Genomic DNA, 18,993 nt, shown 5'->3' with positions numbered 1-18,993 from the left:
AATGGAATTATAGGTATGCGTTCTTAGGAGGTTGGAGAGTGTTCAAATTATCCGATATGAGCTATAAAAATCAACGGATTCTTATTATACTGTTATTTTCTTTGGTGCCAATAGTGCTGCTATTCACCTTTGCTTATCTTCCCGTAATCAAGATGTTCCAGTACAGCTTTACGAGTTGGAACGGGCTTAGCAAGACGATGGAGTACGTAGGTTTTGATAACTATAAGACGATCTTTACGAAACCAGAGTATTTTGCTGTTTTTAAAGTCAGCTTGTACTATTTCTTTGCAACCTTTGTCCAAATGGCACTCGCTTTGTATTTTGCCACGATTCTCAGCTTTAATGTTCGTATGAAAAACCTGTTCAAAGGTATTCTCTTCTTTCCCACGCTGCTGAATGGTGTAGCCATTGGCTTTATCTTCCTGTTCTTCTTCAAACCAGATGGAACATTAGATACCATCCTGCAGATGATTGGACTGGAAAGCCTGCAGCAGAAATGGCTGCTGAACCCCAAGCTAATCAACATCTCACTCGCGGGAGCTTCCCTTTGGAGATACATGGGGATGAATTTCATCATTTTTCTCGGAGCCATCTCTTCCATAGGCAAGGATATTTATGAAGCCTCCGATATCGACGGTGCCAACAGATGGCATCAGTTCAAACATATTATTCTACCAAGCATCAGACGCATTCTGCAGCTTAATCTGATCCTCGCGGTTAGTGGTGCGATTGGTGTGTTTGAAATTCCGTATGTGATGACAGGTGGTTCCAACGGAAGCGGTACGTTTGTTATTCAGACCGTAGATTTGGCCTTTAAGTACAGTAAGCTTGGCCTTGCTTCGGCAATGGCTGTAGTTCTGCTGGGTATCGTTCTTATCGTGACCATTCTGCAGCGTGTTCTGATTAAGGAGGAGGCATAAGAATATGCATAATGTAAAATATACCACAGCCAGTGTATTCAAATACCTCACCTTGATTTTGGGAGCGCTAGCGGCTTTGATTCCGATTGTGGTGGTGCTGTTTGCTTCGCTTAAGACTAATGCCGAGTATGCTTCAACAGGACCGTTGACACTGCCGGATAACTGGTTGAACTTCTCGAATTATACCAAGGCATTTGTCGATGGCAAGATGCTGCTTGGCTTTAAGAATACGCTCATTATTCTCGTTATTTCTATCGTGGGTGCGACGCTTACAGGTTCTATGATGGCCTATATCTTGTCCCGTTTTAAATTCAGAGGCAGTGCGTTGTTAATGGGTGCCTTTTTGGTAGCTACACTTATTCCGGCGGTTACTACCCAGGTGGCTACGTTTCAGATTATCAACTCTTTGGATTTGTTTAATACACGCTGGGCGCCCATATTGATGTATCTGGGAACAGATATTATCGCTGTCTATATATTCATGCAATTTCTGGATACCATTTCCGAATCGCTGGATGAATCAGCAATGCTCGATGGGGCCTCGTATTGGACGATTTATTGGAGAATTATTTTGCCGCTGCTGAAGCCGGCTATTGTGACGGTCATCATTGTAAAAGGCGTAAATATCTATAATGATTTCTATACCCCGTTTTTGTACATGCCGAAGAGTGATTTGCAGGTAATCTCCACTGCGCTGTTCAAGTTCAAAGGCCCGTACGGATCACAGTGGGAAGTTATTTGTGCCGCCATTATGATTGCGATTATCCCGACATTGGTTATCTTCACAGCACTGCAAAAGTATATTTATAACGGCTTTTCGCAAGGTTCAGTGAAATAGAGTACTCAACAAACTGCAATAACACTTGGAGGGAGTCTTAACTATGAAAGAAGTACAGTTGATTGGAAATAACTTGCCGAATATGCCTTGGCAGAAGAAACCGGTAGGATACACGAATCCGCTCTGGAGACACAGTGATAACCCGGTTATTAAGAGAAATCCGGCAAAAGGCGTTGCCCGTATATTCAACAGCGCGGTTGCCGCGTATGAAGGAAGCTTTCTCGGAGTATTCCGTGTTGAGGATAATACTACCCGTCCCCATCTGCGAATGGGATATAGTGCAGACGGCCTCGATTGGAAAATTGATGATGAGCCGATTCAATTTGTAGACGAAGAAGGCAATCCTTATATGCCGCGGTATGCTTACGACCCACGGCTGGTTAAGGTGGAAGATACCTTTTATATTATCTGGTGTACAGATTTCTACGGTGCCGCTATCGGCGTAGCCAAAACTCAGGACTTCAAAACATTTGTCAGTCTCGAAAATCCATTCCTGCCGTTTAACCGCAACGGTGTGCTGTTTCCCAAGAAAATCAACGGTAATTTTGTTATGTTGTCCCGTCCGAGCGACAGCGGTCACACTCCCTTCGGTGATGTGTTCTTGAGCGAAAGTCCTGATTTTGTCTACTGGGGCAAACACCGCCATGTAATGACCAAAGGCGGCCAAGGCTGGTGGCAAAGTGTCAAAATCGGTGGTGGACCGGCTCCAATCGAAACCTCCGAAGGCTGGCTGATGTTCTATCATGGCGTTACAGGAACCTGCAACGGCCTCGTCTACAGTATGGGTGCTGTAATTCTAGATATTAATGAGCCTTCCAAAGTGAAATACCGTTCCAAGAACTTTGTGCTGACACCGGAAGAATGGTATGAAGAGAGAGGTTTTGTGAACAACGTTCTCTTCCCGTGCGCAACCCTGCATGATGCTGAAACCGGTCGGATCGCCATCTATTATGGCGCTGCCGACACTTATGTAGGTGTTGCTTACACAACCATCCAAGAAATTGTCAACTACGTCATCGACACCCATGAAGAGGTTGGGGACGATGCTGGCTTGGGTAAAATCTAAGTTGGATCTACTCGCTAATGTTTAATTCAGTGTAAACCTACAGAAACGGAAAACCATGCACGCTGGTTTTCCGTTTCTGCTCTTTCTGCTAAATCCGAGTTATTGGATTTAGTTCATCTTTGCGAAATAAACGGTGCTGTAGTAACGGAGAGGAATTTTGGAGCTGGAGAAGCGTTAGCGTTCGCCTTTGTCCTCAGATTTCAACCGCTGGAGCGGGTATGAATCAAAGAAATCTGAGGACAACAGCGATCGTAAGCCCAACATTCCTCGTAGTTACGCTAATAGCACCAAGCATTTTTTTGCGTGAATTGAACTACCCCCAACCCTAAGGAGGATAAATATTTTGGCCAACGATATGACCTTGCCACAATTAAAAGAGTACAAAGGGAGCAGTGTGAGACCAGAGGGTTTTGACTTGTTCTGGGAGCGGGCTCTGCAGGAACTGGACGCCCAGACACTAGATTACGAGCTGGTGCCAGCTGAATTTGTCAGTGAACTTGCAGAATGTTTTCATCTGTATTTTACAGGCGTAGGTGGTGCGAGAATACACTGTAAATATGTAAGACCAAAGAAGACGGTGACTGAAAAAGGAACCGGCGTAGTCATGTTCCACGGATACTCCTGCGACAGCGGCGACTGGATGGAGAAGGTAACCTATGCAGCGCATGGCATCAGTGTGCTGGCGATGGATTGCCGCGGTCAGGGCGGCTTGTCTGAGGATAATCTTATTGTAAAGGGAACGACCATTCGTGGTCATATTATTCGCGGCATCGATGATCCTAATCCGGACAATCTGTATTATCGCAATGTGTTTCTGGATACAGCGCAGACAGCCAGAATACTAATGTCGATGGAAGAGGTAGATCCGTCACGAGTAGGTGCCTATGGCTTGTCTCAAGGTGGGGCATTGACGGTTGCTTGTGCAGCTCTTGAACCGCGCATAGCGTTAGCTGTGCCAGTCTATCCCTTTCTCTCCGATTACAAGCGGGCTTGGGATCTAGATATTACAACCTCGGCTTATGAGGAAATAAACTATTACTTCCGTTTTTTTGATCCGCATCATTTGCGTGAGGATGAGATTTTTAACCGACTTGGACTTATTGATATTCAGAATCTAGCTGAGCGAATCCAGGCTAAGGTCTTATGGGTAACCGGTTTAGCCGACTCGATCTGCCCACCCTCAACTCAATTTGCAGTATACAACAAAATCACAGCGTCAAAGGAACTTATGGTTTATTATGAATACGGTCATGAGTATCTTCCATATCTTGGTGATAGAGCCCTCCAAGCATTCATGACTTTGTAAACTTGTAACGTTTTAGACAATTACAAGAATAACTGTAGATGATGGCGGGTGGATAATTTGTTGAAGACAAAAGCAAAAAGAGTAAGTGTTCTAAATCGGCTGAACCCCTCCAAATCGTTGGGGTTACGGCTTTTTCTCGTATTTTTTATCGCGACAATGGTGCTTGTGCTTTCACTTGGGTATACGTCTTATTCTGTTGCCAAGCAGACGATCGAGCGCAATGCATTATCCTCGAGTCAGCAGACTGTTGTTCAGACTGCCGAGAAGATTAATGTTGTGATGCAGAGGTTTGAGGATAACTTGGTGCAGGTATTTCATAACAGGGAAATTCAGGCTGCGTTCAATAAAGTTAATCTTGAAGGTGCCAGCAGCCAAGAAATTGCGATAGAGTCCAGCCAGATTGTTATTGAACTAAACGAGGGGCTCTCTGGGGTCAAAGGTGTACAAGCTGTCTATCTTATACCTATGAAGGCGAATTTGCCGATATCTGCTGCCGGAACAAAAGATAAAGCTTTTATTGAAGGCGCAAGGGCTGCGTCTTGGTTCAAACAGATGCAGGACAAGCCGCAAAGTCAATGGCTTACTCAATCCGTGCAAAAAGGAGATACATCTGGAGTAATTCATTATGCAAAATCGATTGAGGGCAGTACCAAAGATACAGGGTACATAGCTGTCAGTGATATCAAGGTCAGTGAACTGGAGAATCAGCTTAGTAAAGTGAATTTGGGAGTGGATTCCTATATTCAGTTGCTAACTAGCAAGGATGAACTTATTGCCTCTTCCCAGCATCAGGGGAGTGACTCCTATCTGAGTTTAGGTGGAACCCTTCTAAAGGGAGTGGGACAGACTTCGGGTTCCATGCCGACAGTTGATGAGCAGGGCAAATCTATACTGGCGGTTTATAGTACATTAGCCAGTTCTGGATGGAGACTTCTGGGCGTAATACCCTCTGAGAATCTATTCAAAGACGCGAATCGCATCCTGCAGACAACTTATATAGCTGTAGCTGCTGCTGCGGTAGTTGCCATTCTGATTGGGCTGTGGATGGTTCGTATGGTCTCTCGACCTTTGACTCGTTTGAAGGATCTGATGTTTGAGGGGGCAGAAGGAAATCTTCGTGTGCGTACTACCGTTACATCTCGCGATGAAATTGGGCAGCTGTCCTCTTCCTTCAATATGATGATGGAGCGTATTACAGAGCTAGTAACGCACACGAACGAGACAGCGCACGAGGTCCTAGTGACGGCAGATGCGCTTAGCCTTGCTTCGCATAAGACTGCTGATTCAGCCAAAGACATTGCTGCTGCAACCGAAGAAATTGCCGGCGGTGCTGGCAGTCTAGCCTTGGAAGCAGATCGGGGCAATGGACTAACAGGGCAGATTTCCGAGCAGATGAATACAGTCCTCACAGCTACCCATGAAATGGATAACATGGCACATAACGTGGGTCAATCTAGTGAGGAAGGCGTCAACAAGCTGCAAGAGTTACTGGTCAGAACGAATCTCACTGGAGATATGACGAATACACTGGTTAGAAAAGTGAATGAACTGAAAGACACTACGTCCTCTGTCATAAGAGTTCTCGATGTAATGAAAAGTATTACACAGCAAACCAATATTTTGTCATTAAACGCTAGCATCGAAGCATCCCGTGCGGGTGAGGCGGGACATGGCTTTAGGGTCGTAGCTAGTGAAATACGCCAGCTTGCGGATCAATCTAAACGCAATATTGCTATTGTGGGGGACATAACAGACCGAATTATGATAGAAATGAATGATACCGTGGCTGCACTGTCGGAGGTAGCACCGCTCTTTAAAGATCAGGTAATCTCGGTGCAGGATACGAGTAATATTTTCGAATCCGTACAGGAGCAGATGAATCACTTCATTGCTCGTCTGGAGTCAGTGACAATGTCGATAGATAGTCTAAACCAATCACAAGGTGTACTGTCGGAAACAATGAGCAATGTAAGTGCAGTAGCTGAACAGTCATCGGCATCTTCCCAGGAAGTAGCCTCGCTCAGTGGAGAGCAGCAAGGCGTAAGCGCCCACCTGGTAGAGCTTTCCGTCAGTCTGGAGAATGCATCGCATAAGCTGAGAGAAGGATTATCGAAGTTCAGGGTCTAAATAGATATTTTTTAAGAGTCATTGATTTTTATTTTTTTGAAAAGCTAGCAAGTTTCCGATTATTGGAGACTTGCTAGCTTTTTTTGGCCTATTGCGGCTTAGAGAATATAGAAACGGTCGCCCAGAACACCTACCTATCCTATTTCGAGGCCAAGAAGTCCTAATATTCCAATGATACAAGGACCGTCTGAGAAATGTGGAGTGGGACATAATAAGGACAATAAAACTCTGGTCAGGAGGCAAGGCGTTGCGCAACTTCAGCCGAAAGCGTATCATCGGCGGATTCTTTATTTTATCTGCCGTACTAGCAGTGTTGATCCTGAGATTGGCTTGGCTCCAATTGGTGATGAAGGATCAGACAGTTCCGGGAGCCAGATATTCGCTGGCTAAAATGGCAGAGATTCAGAGTGAGCGGGAGACCATACTGGATAGCGGGCGGGGGCGCCTCTATGACCGGAATGGTGAGCCATTAGCCGGTGAAACGGTTTGGACTGCGGCCTTTTTTCCGCAGGAGGAAGTTAAGAAGGCGTCGGTTCAGGAGGGGAGTCAGTCCGGTCCGCTGCACCGTCTTGCTGTGATCTTGGGCGTTAGCTACAAGGAATTGCAAGACAGGCGTTCTGCTCTGAAGGAACCTTTGTTATGGCCTTCACAATCTGCAGAGACTCCTATGGCGCTTACACCAGCGCAAGCTGAAGAAGTGACTGCACTAAGAATTGATGGTGTAAGTGTGCTGCCTTTTGCCCGCAGATATGATGGCAAGTCAACGGGGCGGCAATGGCTTGGATATTTATCTGAGGCGGTTGCCCCATCGGGGAGTAAAGCTTCACCTTCAGGCCTTAGAATTCCATTGACAGGCACTGATGGATTGGAGAAAACACTGGAGCCGCTGCTCCGGGGTGTGGGTCATACTGAGGCGTATGCCCAGGTAGATGCGCGTGGCAATCGACTGCCGGGAAGCCCGATTAAGGTAAGGGTACCAGGCAATCCTTATTATCCATTGTCTCTATACACAACGATTGATAAGAAGCTGCAAGAGGGAATTGAGAAACTGGCGGTCAAGTCGGGTATGAAGGAGGGAGCAGTAGTGGTGCTGGATACTCAAACCGGGGACATTGAGGCTATGGTATCTTTGCCCTTCTATAATCCGGAGCAAATCTCTCCGCAGAGTGGCGAGTGGAATAATCGAGCCCTTCAGGCTGCAATACCTGGATCAATCTTCAAAATTGTAACGGCTGCAGCCGCCCTGGAAGCTGGAGTAACAGATCCCGAAGAGAAATTTTATTGCTCGGGTCAGTATGAGAAATATGGCTTGACTTGTCTCAAAGGAATAGGACACGGGCCCCTTACCCTTGCCCAAGGGTTCGCCGTATCCTGTAATACTGTATTTGCTGAGCTGGCGGAACGCCTGAGCGGAGTCCAGCTGCAATCGGCTGCGCTGGCGCTTGGCCTGGGACGAGATATCAGCTGGCAGGCGGAGCAGACGCTGGGCCTGCCGCTACTGAAACCGCTGGCTGGCGAACAGCCGGGAACCATCTTTATGTCTCTGCTTCCCGATGACAGCGGAGCTAGAGTGCAAACGGCGATTGGCCAGCGAGATGTAAAGGTGACACCGCTTCAGGCAGCCAATCTGATCGTGACGCTGCTGCACGGCGGGGAAGTAAGGGCACCGCGTATTCTGCAGAAAGTGAGCTTTGCCAATGGGCAGATTCTGAAGCAGCTGCCAGGTCATCTGGCGCCCTCTTTGGCAGGGAGAATATCGGCGGCTACTGCGCATCAGCTTCTTACATGGATGCGCAAGGTGGTGACCGAAGGAACTGGGAGCCGTCTGCAGCACACCCACTGGCCGGTTGCCGGCAAGTCGGGGACAGCCCAGACCCTGGTTAAGGGAGTGCCACGCAACAACCAGTGGTTTATTGGCTACGGCCCAGTGGATCATCCAAGGTACGCGGTGTCGGTAGCTGTGGAGAATGTGGTTCCAGGAAGTCCTCATACGGCGACGAAGCTGTTCGGTCAGGTACTGGATCTGCTATCCGAGTCCTCCGGTGCATGAGCTTCTTCATGTCCGCGCTCTCTTGCTGAATCAGGTTCGTGAGCCGCGAATGGTGAGACGATAAACTCCTCTTGCGGCAGAAAGATCCAGCGCTGGAGATAACCCTGCTGCAGCAGCTCTTTGATCAGGATAAGCAGAATGGGCGACAGGATTAATCCAGCTACACCAAAAGCCGATGTGGACAAAATGACGAATGAGAGCATGAGAAAAGCTGAGGAGACGCCGATGGAATTGCCGGTAATTTTCGGCTCAAGCAGTTGACGTACAACCAGTACAATTACGAGCAGGATGATCAAGCCGATCGCAAGGGAGGTATTGCCAACGATAAACAGATAGACAATCCAGGGAATTAGAATAGTTGATACTCCCAACAGCGGCAGCACGTCGAAGATGGCACATACCAAAGCCATTGTAATTTCATTACCGCTTCGCAGAATAAACAAGCCGACTAGAACAATGACAAAAGTAATGCTGATTAGAATCAGCTGTGCTTTTAAATAAGAGCCGATCGCCTTAAATACGTTACCTTGCAAAAAGGCAAAGGCGGTCTTGAAGGTCTTTGGCATCTGGTCATGGGCGATTTTCCGCCAGTCCTTAATCTCCATACTGAGAAAAAAGGCCAAAATAATAGCGATTCCGAAATTAGCCATAAAGGAAGAGAACGAGCCGAGAACACCGATCATATATTTGAAGAAAACGATAAGCCAGGCAGAAAGAATATCGGTAGCATCCTTGAAATATCCGTTGACCTTAACGGTGAGATCCGGGGGCAAGGTGTCGATCTTTTGCTGAAGATAGGTTGTGAACTCCATAAAATGCTGTTGGACCACATATGTATACTTTGGAAGATTATCCTGAAAGTGAAGGACCTGTGAAACAATAAGAAGGCCGGCGCCAAACAGCGTTCCGAGCAGCACTATGAGAAAGAGCAGGACGGATATGGCAGAAGCAAAAGGTTTCGCCAGTCCCCTTCGGTTCAATACACGGGCCAGTGGTTCGATGAGCATGAATACAAAGAAGGACAAGAACACGGGGGCGGCTAATTGATACAGCTTGCTGAAGGCGAACATGACCAGATATACAGTGAGCACAATTAGGCCAATATCGAAGAAGGTGCGCCAATATTTTTTGTAGAGAGGCAGCATGAATATAAACGACTCCTTTTCAAATAAGTTGATAGGTAATTAACTTGAATTCATTGTACACGATTTTGCTTGAAAATCGTCTATTTCTTTGATAGCTGTGCTAAAATAGGGGGTAACGTTTTTTTGTGATACACTACATATCCGCAAAAAAGCGGAGTACTATACTCTACTTGGCCGTATAACAGGATCTGCTTGCAGATGTAAGGCGAGCCAAAGTCAACTCTTCGAAAAGCGGGGAATTTCACATGCAGACTTTGTTGCTCTGGTTATTTTATATCTCGTCATTTTATGCTTTTATCCCTGGTCTTATCAGTCGGATTTTTGGTTATCGCGTTTTTCGTAAAGGAACTGGAAGTAAGGAATTCGCGTTGACCTTTGATGACGGGCCGGACCCCAGGTTTACGCCTCAATTGCTCGATTTGCTTCTGCGTTATGAGGCCAAGGCTACCTTTTTTGTGGTTGGTGCCAATGCGGAGCGCTATCCGGATCTAATTCGGCGCATGCATGCTGAGGGACATCTCATCGGGATTCATAACTATGTTCACAAGACGAACTGGCTGATGCGTCCTGCTACTGTGCGGAGACAGATTGAACGGACTGCGGATATTATCTATAATATTACCGGCGAGCGCAGCACCTATTACCGTCCACCCTGGGGAATTGTCAATTTGTTCGATATCTCTAAGCGCCGTCAGGTACAAATCGTACTCTGGTCGGCGATGTTCGGTGATTGGCGTGAGAAGCTTGGTGCAGATCGGCTCACCGAGAAGATGTTAGTCAGATTGAATCCAGGCGAGGTTATGCTTCTGCATGATAGTGGAACGACGCTGGGTGCTGATCAGGATGCACCGGAGCACATGCTTGTTGCTTTGGAGCGAACGCTGGAAGTGGCCCAAAACCGGGCGCTGCGCAGTATTCGAATCGATGAAATGATTAAGATGGCGGAGAATTCACCGGTTCAGAAGCTTTCCTATGGAAAACGTCTGATCGTAGGACTCTGGCTAGCTTGGGAGCAGGTATTTCAATTCCTTTTTCAACTCAGAACCATCTCTCCGGAAGACCCGTTTCTGCACTATCGGTTACGAAAGTATCAAGGCGGGCCCATAAAGATGCAGGGTGGCAGTGTACTGAACAAAGGCGATAAGGTTATTGAGCTGCATATTGATAACCGCCAGCTGTTCGAGCTGGGCATTCATTCCCGTTCTTCTGCGCAGCTAGCGATTCGGATGATCCGGCGGATGGAGAAGGATCTGCCAGTACTCGCGGAGAGAATAGCCAGTGACGAAGGGCTTGCAGAGGCGAAGGCACTTTACGGTGTGAGCATGATTAATCGGGGGCCGGAGAAATTTGGCTTTACGGTACTTGATCTGCCGGACGGCTTGTTCGCTCGATCTACCAAGTTCTATCTAAGTATATTGTTAAGTGTCATTCATCCAGCAGGTGGAGCACGGCTTAAGGAGCGGAGCGAACTGCTTGTGCCGAAGATGATTCTGATGCCGGTCTCGCAACTGCTGGATCAGATGAATCAGCGGGCTTCACATGAGAAGACAGTGAAAAAACGTGAGCGCAAGCAAGAAGAAGAACTGGCACTCAAGGAATCTGTAGTGGAAGCTGAACTGCCGGGTGTTACAGTTGGGCATTGATCTACTGTTAAATAACCGAAAGATAGGCACTTTATAATTAAGTATCGCACAACAAAAAGAGCAGTCTCACCGCTATGAAATCATTGCGGGGAACTGCTCTTTTTATTACGTATTCATCAACTCTTGATTTTAGTGTGTACTAGATCTTCAGGACCGCACCATTACTTGCATTGGTAACCAGCTTGGAATAACGAGCCAGATAGCCAGTAGTAACCTTAGGCTCAAAGCCTTTCCAGTTCGCACGGCGAACAGCCAATATTTCCTCGTCCACAAGCAGTTCGATTGTGCGGTTATTCAGATCCAACTCAATGATATCTCCATCTTCGACAAAAGCGATCGGTCCGCCTTCAGCTGCTTCAGGTGAGATGTGACCGATACTGATTCCGCGGGAAGCACCAGAGAAACGGCCGTCGGTGATTAAGCCGACTTTGGCACCAAGACCCATGCCGACAATTAGCGAGGTAGGAGACAACATTTCTGGCATACCAGGTCCGCCTTTTGGACCTTCATAGCGGATAACGACAACATGTCCTTCTTTGACCTTGCCATTGGCTATACCTTCAAGTGAGCTCTCTTGGGAATCGAAGCAGATCGCTGGACCTTTATGGTAGCCGCCTACGGAAGCATCAACAGCACCGACTTTGATGATAGAACCTTGTGGAGCCAGATTGCCATAAAGAACAGACAAACCGCCAACCTCGGAATAAGGGTTGTCCAGGGTATGGATGACGTTGGTATCCAGAATTTCATGGCCCATTACATTCTCGGCAAGTGTCTTCCCAGTTACGGTCATGCAATCACCAAAGAGGGCACCTGGTTTCTTCAACAGCTCATTCAGTACGGCACTGACGCCGCCTGCACGCTGCACATCTTCGATAAAGTAGTCGGAAGCTGGAGCCAGCTTGGACAGGTACGGTACACGGTTTGCTACTTCATTAATACGTGTAAGTGGATACTCGATACCTGCCTCCTGAGCCAAAGCCAAGGTGTGCAATACGGTATTGGTAGAGCCGCCCATCGCCATGTCCAGTGCAAAAGCGTTATCCAGCGATTCTCTGGTTACAATATCACGTGGTTTAAGATCCAGCTTGATCAGTTCCATCAGTTGTGTTGCGGAATCGCGTACGAATTGCTTACGTTCTTCAGCTACAGCAAGGATTGTACCGTTACCTGGCAATGCCAAACCCAATGCTTCAGCGAGACAGTTCATAGAATTGGCTGTGAACATACCTGAACAAGAACCACAGGTTGGACAACCGAATTGTTCTAATTCCAGCAGCTCAGCATCGTTGATTTTGCCAACAGAATGAGCACCTACGCCTTCGAATACGGAAGTTAGGGATAACTTCTTGCCTTTGCTGTCTACACCGGCTTTCATCGGTCCACCACTTACAAAGATGGTCGGGATGTTGACACGCAGTGCACCCATCATCATACCTGGGGTGATCTTATCGCAGTTAGGGATACAGACCATACCGTCGAACCAATGTGCGGCAACCACAGTTTCTACCGAGTCAGCGATGATATCCCGGCTTGGTAAAGAATAACGCATGCCGATATGTCCCATTGCAATACCATCATCTACGCCGATTGTATTGAATTCAAAAGGTACGCCGCCAGCTTCGCGGATCGCTTCCTTGACAATTTTGCCGAACTCTTGCAGATGCACATGCCCTGGCACAATATCAATATAGGAATTGCAGACCGCAATAAATGGTTTGCCGAAATCTTCCTCTTTAACGCCGGCCGCCCGCAGGAGACTACGGTGTGGAGCTCGGTCGAAGCCTTTTTTAATCATGTCTGAACGCATTTTCTTCACTGCCATGGTAATAATTCCTCCCCAAATAAATTGAAAATAAAATGATAAAATATAGTGTCGCATTAACGCATTACATTGTAAGTAGCTACGGATATGCGGTTTATAGAAATAACGGGGTCCAGCTTCTTAAGGCAGAAGGAGGTCGAAGCCGTTTCTATAAAAAATGAGCTAAAATAAGCATAAATTAGAACAAACGGAAGCCGCCTCAATAAGCGAACCAGCCATTGTTAATAGTGAGTCTATCACAAAAAGCAGCTTTTTTCTACCGGACAATGTGAAGTTTATCCCTCGGCATAGGTTGCTTGCGGCCGAAAAAAAAGCCTGTCCCCATAGGGGAAAGGCTTTGTTGAAAGTGATTTATAATGAACGCCGCAAGGCTGCGCGCTGCAGGGTAACCATCCAACTCACTGACGGCTCTACCAATGGATGGAGCAGGCGTTTGACTGTCGGCTGGGCCAGCAGCACAGTCAGGCTGATCGAAGCGAGCAGAAGCAGAATGGCACCGACGCTGTTACCGATATAAGCGTACAATCCGGATATGGCTGCTAAGCGGACAACAAACCCATGGAGCAAGAAGACATACAAGGTGCGGCGTCCCCAATCGGTCATTCGGCTCACACCGTAGGGAACCCAGCCTAGGAAGGCTAGAGAGGCAGCAAGCTGCAAGCCGTAGATTCCGAGACGATATAACCCTGCGTACCATTCCTGATGTCCAAGCTGCATATAGGTCATACTTCCATATAACCAGCCGAGAGGAAGGTTAGTGCCCCATATCATAAGAATGATAAACAGAAGTATGGAAACAGTGGCAGCGGCGATTTTGGTCCATTGCTGATATATACGGACAAGAGCTGGGAAAGAAAAATGATAGCCAATGACAAAGTAAGGTAAATATATAAAAGTACGACTAATGCTGAACCAGACTCCGTCAAGCTGCAAATAACCGACCAGCACGCCTGCGAATAATGCGAAAGCTATCTGTCCTGCAGGTGCCCATTTGCCCATGCCGAGCATAAGCAAACGCCAGAAAGCGTGACTGGCCAGGAACCAGAGGAGTAGATAAGGAGCAAAGAAGGAATGATGAATACCGTTCACATGAAACAGAGAAGCATCCAACATGGAATATAGGCTTTGAAAAATAATATACTGCAATCCGATCTGCATGAGCATTCTGCGTCCGGCAGCACCAGTCATGCTCTTTCTGGCGAAATAGCCGGTAACAAGTACGAAGAGAGGCATATGAAAGCTGAAAATCCACATATACAGACTATGCAATCCGCTCGATGTTCCAATCAGCGGTTCAATTGCATTGCCGGTAAAAACAGTGACTATAAGCAGAAAGCGCAGATTCAGAAAAAACGTTTCTCCGCGCGCCTCCAGTGAGTTTTCTCCTAACATGTTGGCCCCTCCTTACTGCAAATACTTTAATTTTAAAATACAATTTTATCTGCATAATAATTGTGAATAAAGTCACATTAGAAAGCGCTATCATACTAGCTAAATGTGGCGATGTGTTGAAGGTTGTTTGAATTCGCTGATTCCTCTATAATTTTCTATATGCAATACCCTCCGGGAGTGGACGCTATTGAAGAAAAGAATAACCAGATGGCATATCGCACTACTCATAGTGATCGTACTTGTTACAGCAGGCCTGCTATTGTGGAAATATCTAATTCCTTACGCTCCAGAACAGCATGCTGAGACTGCTTTGATTTCCGGTGGAGGGGTTACGGTCGAGCAGAATGACAATTGGATATCTTTTGAACCTTCGGTCATAGTAGGCGCAGCAGTCATCTTTTATCCAGGCGCATTGGTAAAAGCAGAAGCCTACGCACCTCTGGGCAGAAGCCTTGCTGCAGCGGGACATCCATTCTATATTGCCAAGATGCCACTAAACTTGGCAGTTACGAAAGCGGATGCTGCGGCGGAGATTATCCGCGTGCACCCCAAGCTTAATTTTGTGCTGGGCGGACACTCTCTGGGAGGTGTGATGGCATCGCGGTATGCAGCAGATCATCCAGATCAGGTGGAAGGCGTATTTTTCCTAGCCTCTTATCCGGATGAGCAAGGGAGTCTGAAGGTAACTACTTTATCCGTATTGTCAGTCTTGGGCACCAAAGATCAGGTTATTGACAAGGATAGCTATCGCAAAGGGCGATTTCTTCTGCCAGATAATACGCTATACTATTCAGTTGAAGGTGGAAATCATGCCCAGTTTGGCAGCTATGGTCCGCAGAAGGGTGATGGAGAAGCGACAATTTCTGAGGCAGAGCAGCAGAGCCGCACAGTGCGCGTCATGCTGGATTGGCTCGGAAATCTGCGATAAGGCTGCATAGATAAGGCTGCATAATAGGAGGTGAGGAGCATGCCATGGTTACATGTCAATCATGAGCGTATTCCCTGCAAAGGAATTCTGTTCGACAAGGATGGTACGCTGTTGGATTTGCTAGCTACATGGGGGACCTGGGCGGAACTGGTGCTGCGCGGTATGGAAGACCAGCTGACCTTGCTGGGTGCTGATTTTGTTGGCGATTTCACCCGTCTGCTCGGCACGCAGCATGATGCTGCGGGGAGGTTAACCAGGTATGATCCTGCAGGGCCGCTATCGATGGCTACTATGGATGAGACTTATGGAATTCTTGCTTGGCAGCTGTACGCCGCGGGTATGCCCTGGAACGAAGCTTTGAGCCGTGTAATAAATATTTCCAAGGAAGCGATGAGTGAGTTGCGTATCCGCCGCACGGCGGAACCTCTACCGGGACTGCTCCCTTTCCTGAAGCAGTGTGCAGGCGCATCATTGAAGCTGGGTGTCGTGACTTCGGACGGAGCCAAGACAACCCACGAGCAGCTGGAGTGGCTAGGAATTGCTAATTATTTTGGAGCAGTCGTTACGAGAGACAGAGTGAATAACGGCAAGCCCGCTCCCGAAATGGCAGAATTAGCTTGCCGGGAGCTGGGACTTGCGCCGGAAGAAACTATTATTATTGGAGATAGCAATGCAGATATGCAACTGGGCAAAGGTGCAGGCCTACGTCTGGCAGTCGGAATTGCTGCCGAGGGCGGCGGGTTAGGCCATCTAGTGGATGCAGATATCGTTATTGCCAACTTTAATGAGCTTCGCATCACATTCTAAAATCAAGACCATAGAAAGGATGCGCTACATATTATGAATCAAATAGAGAAATTGGCCTCGTGGATATCAGACAGTGATAATATCGTTTTTTTTGGTGGAGCAGGAACGTCGACGGAGAGCGGAATTCCTGATTTTCGTTCGGCTGCGGGATTATATCAGACTCAGCACCATTCCCCGTTTCCACCTGAAGTGATGCTGAGCCGCACCTTTTTTATGTCCTCACCGGACATTTTTTTTGATTTTTACCGCAGCAAAATGATTCATCCTGAAGCTCGCCCGAATGGTGCTCATCTGCTGCTTGCAGAGCTGGAGCGGCGACAGGGAAAGCTGAAGGCCGTGATTACGCAAAATATTGATGGCCTGCACCAGCTGGCCGGCAGTCACCAAGTACTTGAACTGCATGGTTCCATCCACCGCAACCATTGTATGAATTGCTCACACTATTACGGACTGGAGCAGGTGGTTAATAGTGCTGAGATTGTGCCCCATTGTCCAAAATGCGGAGGCATCATCAAGCCGGATGTGGTCCTCTATGAGGAAGAATTGGATCATACAGTGCTTATGGAGGCAGTGGAAGCGATAGCAGCTGCAGATTTGCTCATCATCGGTGGGACTTCACTTACCGTTCAACCTGCGGCCAGTCTGATCACCTATTTCCAAGGACGGCATACTGTACTGCTGAACGGGGACCCTACTCCTTATGACCATCAGGCCGATCTTATTATTACCGACCGGATCGGTGAAGTAATGAACGGTGTACAGAAGATTTTGAAGCTATAGTTGTGCAGGAATAATGGCTGTTTAGATTACAATGGCTGTCACTGGTTTAAAATAGGGTAAGCAGGATACAGAGTAACGAGAGGCAGTGATGTCAACGATGGTATATGTGGCAAGTGACGAACGGTATGAAGTGATGCGTTATAACCGTTGCGGCAAGTCCGGCCTTAAGCTTCCAGCGATTTCATTGGGTCTATGGCATAACTTCGGTGGAATTGACACTTATGAAAATGGCCGGGACATGATTACCCGCGCATTTGATCTGGGTATTACCCACTTTGATCTCGCCAATAATTATGGCCCGCCTGCCGGTTCGGCAGAAGAACTGTTCGGCAAAATACTTGCCAGAGATCTGACCCCTTACCGTGATGAGATGGTTATTTCAACGAAGGCGGGATATTATATGTGGCCCGGCCCCTATGGGGAATGGGGTTCACGGAAATATGTACTATCAAGCCTAGATCAGAGTCTCAAACGGCTGGGTCTGGAATATGTCGACATTTTCTACTCTCATCGGCCTGACCCCGAAACCCCGCTTGAAGAAACGATGCTGGCACTAGATCATACAGTCCGTTCTGGTAAAGCACTCTATATAGGATTGTCCAGCTATAGTGCCGAGCAGACCACTGAAGCAGTTGCTATATTAAAGGAACTGGGTACACCGCTCTTGATCCATCAGCCAAGTTACTCCATGCTCGACCGCTGGATTGAGGGCGGCCTGCAGGATGTATTGGAAGAGAATGGTATCGGCAGTATTGCTTTTATGCCACTGGCGCAGGGGATGCTGACCAATAAATATTTGAATGGTATTCCCGAGGGTTCAAGAGCAGCCAAACCTGCTACAGCACTTAGTGAGAGCCGGATAACACCGGAGGTGCAGCGCAAGATCAGAGCGCTTAATCAACTCGCGGCTTCACGCGGCCAAAGTCTAGCCCAGCTTTCGCTGGCTTGGACCCTGCGAGGTGGCAAAATCACTTCAGCATTGATTGGGGCCAGTCGAGTTAGCCAGATTGAAGAGAATATAGCTGCACTGACTCATACGGAATTTACACAAGAAGAGCTGGAGCGGATTGAGACAATTCTCAAGACGGAGAATATAGACTAATTTTCTGTTATAGCATATAAGTACAATATGGCAGGCTAAACAGCCCGGTTCCTCAGGTATAGGAAACGGGCTGTTGTTGTACAGTTGTACAGTCGAACAGAAGTAATTCACTAAGTCGCCAATTACTGCACAGTTTTATCCCCATGCCGGGCCGTTGTAATACGGTAAGCTGTTGGTGTTTGGTCACAAAATCGTTTGAACTGGCGTGAGAAATACAAAGCGTCCGTCAGGCCAACGGATGCTGCGACCTGCTCTACAGACAGTTCAGGCCGTTCCCGCAGCAGCTGGCGGGATTTCTCGATACGCAGTTTCAATAGATAGGTTACAGGTGATATGCCGGTCTCCTGCTTGAATATACGGGAGAGGTACGCTCGATTATATCCGAGGCTGCCGCACATTTGTTCAATAGAGACCGGATGGGCATACTGGGCGGCCATATAATGGACCATTTGCTTCACGGTCCGCTTGACCTGCGATTCCGCTCCGGGAAGTCGGGAGAGGGAGGAGAGATGTTCTGCAGCTTCACCGACAATAAGGTACAGATACCCGAGAGAGGTCAGGTCGGAGCTCTCTTTGTGAGCATAGAAGGTTTGCATCATGCCGAAAAGGGCTCCGGGAATGATACTATTCTCTGCAGTGGTCAGGACGGGTTTCTTGGGTGTGAAGCCAGTCTGCAGCACAAGATTGTCAGCATCACTGCCGGTAAATGCTGCCCAGCGATAACGCCAGGGTTCCTTCTTGTCTGAGATATAACTGACCAGCTGGCCTGGATGGATCAGGAAGCAATCTCCTGCACCTAGCTCATACTTACGCTGCTCTGTGCGGAAGATTCCAGACCCGGATTCAATAAAGTGCAGCAAATAATAATCGTAAATTTTGGGCCCAGCCTGATGCACCGGCAGCGTCTGGCTCTCGCCGGCAAATAATACATGCAGATTTTGCTTATCATAATACACAGGATTTGATCCTACGGAATAGGTATGTTCCATCGTTGGACAGCCTTTCTGGAAATATCGATTTCTATATTATACAAAGGAAAGTCACATTTATCCATACATTACACA

Annotated in this window: 15 protein-coding genes; 11 read left to right on the top strand and 4 right to left on the bottom strand. The window is 47.5% G+C overall.

What is annotated here, in order from left to right:
* The first annotated feature begins 38 nt into the window (after nucleotides 1-38).
* The 6 genes from GJB61_RS23465 (at nucleotide 39) to GJB61_RS23440 (ending at nucleotide 8,307) form a co-directional block, all read left to right on the top strand.
* Complete coding sequence (locus tag GJB61_RS23465) at nucleotides 39-920, top strand: carbohydrate ABC transporter permease (protein ID WP_338116063.1); 882 nt, start codon at nucleotides 39-41, stop codon at nucleotides 918-920.
* A 4-nt stretch (nucleotides 921-924) separates the two neighbouring features.
* The gene (locus GJB61_RS23460) at nucleotides 925-1,758 is read left to right on the top strand and encodes a carbohydrate ABC transporter permease (protein WP_154121451.1); all 834 of its coding nucleotides are present in this window, start codon (nucleotides 925-927) and stop codon (nucleotides 1,756-1,758) included.
* A gap of 43 nt (nucleotides 1,759-1,801) precedes the next feature.
* Complete coding sequence (locus GJB61_RS23455; RefSeq protein ID WP_154121450.1) at nucleotides 1,802-2,824, top strand: glycoside hydrolase family 130 protein; 1,023 nt, start codon at nucleotides 1,802-1,804, stop codon at nucleotides 2,822-2,824.
* A 343-nt stretch (nucleotides 2,825-3,167) separates the two neighbouring features.
* Entirely contained in the window at nucleotides 3,168-4,130 is a 963-nt protein-coding gene (locus GJB61_RS23450) for an acetylxylan esterase (protein ID WP_154121449.1), read from the top strand.
* 60 nt (nucleotides 4,131-4,190) lie between these two features.
* A complete protein-coding gene (locus tag GJB61_RS23445; RefSeq protein WP_154121448.1) occupies nucleotides 4,191-6,257 on the top strand; it encodes a methyl-accepting chemotaxis protein in 2,067 nt (688 codons plus the stop codon).
* Between the two features lie 247 nt (nucleotides 6,258-6,504).
* The gene (locus GJB61_RS23440) at nucleotides 6,505-8,307 is read left to right on the top strand and encodes a peptidoglycan D,D-transpeptidase FtsI family protein (RefSeq protein WP_229522400.1); all 1,803 of its coding nucleotides are present in this window, start codon (nucleotides 6,505-6,507) and stop codon (nucleotides 8,305-8,307) included.
* Here GJB61_RS23440 and GJB61_RS23435 read toward each other — a convergent pair.
* Nucleotides 8,268-9,452 (bottom strand): AI-2E family transporter, encoded by a 1,185-nt coding sequence (locus tag GJB61_RS23435; RefSeq protein ID WP_154121447.1) that lies wholly within the window; start codon nucleotides 9,450-9,452, stop codon nucleotides 8,268-8,270. The genes GJB61_RS23440 and GJB61_RS23435 overlap by 40 nt on opposite strands.
* 245 nt (nucleotides 9,453-9,697) lie before the next feature.
* On the opposite strand from GJB61_RS23435, the gene GJB61_RS23430 reads away from it, so the two are divergent.
* Entirely contained in the window at nucleotides 9,698-11,095 is a 1,398-nt protein-coding gene (locus GJB61_RS23430; RefSeq protein WP_154121446.1) for a polysaccharide deacetylase family protein, read from the top strand.
* A gap of 139 nt (nucleotides 11,096-11,234) precedes the next feature.
* On the opposite strand, the gene ilvD is transcribed toward GJB61_RS23430, so the two are convergent.
* On the bottom strand, nucleotides 11,235-12,920 hold the full coding sequence (gene ilvD, locus GJB61_RS23425) for a dihydroxy-acid dehydratase (RefSeq protein ID WP_154121445.1): 1,686 nt from the start codon (nucleotides 12,918-12,920) through the stop codon (nucleotides 11,235-11,237).
* Between the two features lie 351 nt (nucleotides 12,921-13,271).
* On the bottom strand, nucleotides 13,272-14,312 hold the full coding sequence (locus GJB61_RS23420) for an acyltransferase family protein (RefSeq protein ID WP_154121444.1): 1,041 nt from the start codon (nucleotides 14,310-14,312) through the stop codon (nucleotides 13,272-13,274).
* Nucleotides 14,313-14,499: 187 nt separating this feature from the next.
* On the opposite strand from GJB61_RS23420, the gene GJB61_RS23415 reads away from it, so the two are divergent.
* The 4 genes from GJB61_RS23415 (at nucleotide 14,500) to mgrA (ending at nucleotide 17,929) form a co-directional block, all read left to right on the top strand.
* Complete coding sequence (locus GJB61_RS23415; RefSeq protein WP_154121443.1) at nucleotides 14,500-15,240, top strand: alpha/beta fold hydrolase; 741 nt, start codon at nucleotides 14,500-14,502, stop codon at nucleotides 15,238-15,240.
* A gap of 39 nt (nucleotides 15,241-15,279) precedes the next feature.
* On the top strand, nucleotides 15,280-16,047 hold the full coding sequence (locus tag GJB61_RS23410) for an HAD family hydrolase (protein ID WP_154121442.1): 768 nt from the start codon (nucleotides 15,280-15,282) through the stop codon (nucleotides 16,045-16,047).
* Between the two features lie 33 nt (nucleotides 16,048-16,080).
* The gene (locus tag GJB61_RS23405; protein ID WP_154121441.1) at nucleotides 16,081-16,827 is read left to right on the top strand and encodes an NAD-dependent protein deacylase; all 747 of its coding nucleotides are present in this window, start codon (nucleotides 16,081-16,083) and stop codon (nucleotides 16,825-16,827) included.
* Nucleotides 16,828-16,924: 97 nt separating this feature from the next.
* Nucleotides 16,925-17,929: an L-glyceraldehyde 3-phosphate reductase gene (gene mgrA / locus GJB61_RS23400; RefSeq protein ID WP_154121549.1), complete on the top strand. Its 1,005-nt coding sequence runs from the start codon at nucleotides 16,925-16,927 to the stop codon at nucleotides 17,927-17,929.
* Between the two features lie 122 nt (nucleotides 17,930-18,051).
* Here the strand turns inward: mgrA and GJB61_RS23395 are convergent, their stop codons facing one another.
* On the bottom strand, nucleotides 18,052-18,918 hold the full coding sequence (locus GJB61_RS23395) for an AraC family transcriptional regulator (RefSeq protein WP_154121440.1): 867 nt from the start codon (nucleotides 18,916-18,918) through the stop codon (nucleotides 18,052-18,054).
* Between the last annotated feature and the right edge of the window lie 75 nt (nucleotides 18,919-18,993).

Source organism: Paenibacillus monticola, assembly GCF_009664975.1.
Taxonomy (GTDB): Bacteria; Bacillota; Bacilli; order Paenibacillales; family Paenibacillaceae; genus Paenibacillus_AQ; species Paenibacillus_AQ monticola.
Note: the sequence above shows the minus strand (reverse complement) of the source record. Positions and strands in the feature narration are given on the sequence as shown.

Bases quoted from the DNA above. Each gene is read 5' to 3' on its own strand.
- GJB61_RS23460 (WP_154121451.1), top strand. From the start codon at position 925: ATGCATAATGTAAAATATACCACAGCCAGTGTATTCAAATACCTCACC.
- GJB61_RS23410 (WP_154121442.1), top strand. From the start codon at position 15,280: ATGCCATGGTTACATGTCAATCATGAGCGTATTCCCTGCAAAGGAATT.
- GJB61_RS23395 (WP_154121440.1), bottom strand. From the start codon at position 18,918: ATGGAACATACCTATTCCGTAGGATCAAATCCTGTGTATTATGATAAG.
- GJB61_RS23405 (WP_154121441.1), top strand. From the start codon at position 16,081: ATGAATCAAATAGAGAAATTGGCCTCGTGGATATCAGACAGTGATAAT.
- GJB61_RS23435 (WP_154121447.1), bottom strand. From the start codon at position 9,452: ATGCTGCCTCTCTACAAAAAATATTGGCGCACCTTCTTCGATATTGGC.
- mgrA (WP_154121549.1), top strand. From the start codon at position 16,925: ATGGTATATGTGGCAAGTGACGAACGGTATGAAGTGATGCGTTATAAC.
- ilvD (WP_154121445.1), bottom strand. From the start codon at position 12,920: ATGGCAGTGAAGAAAATGCGTTCAGACATGATTAAAAAAGGCTTCGAC.
- GJB61_RS23430 (WP_154121446.1), top strand. From the start codon at position 9,698: ATGCAGACTTTGTTGCTCTGGTTATTTTATATCTCGTCATTTTATGCT.
- GJB61_RS23420 (WP_154121444.1), bottom strand. From the start codon at position 14,312: ATGTTAGGAGAAAACTCACTGGAGGCGCGCGGAGAAACGTTTTTTCTG.
- GJB61_RS23455 (WP_154121450.1), top strand. From the start codon at position 1,802: ATGAAAGAAGTACAGTTGATTGGAAATAACTTGCCGAATATGCCTTGG.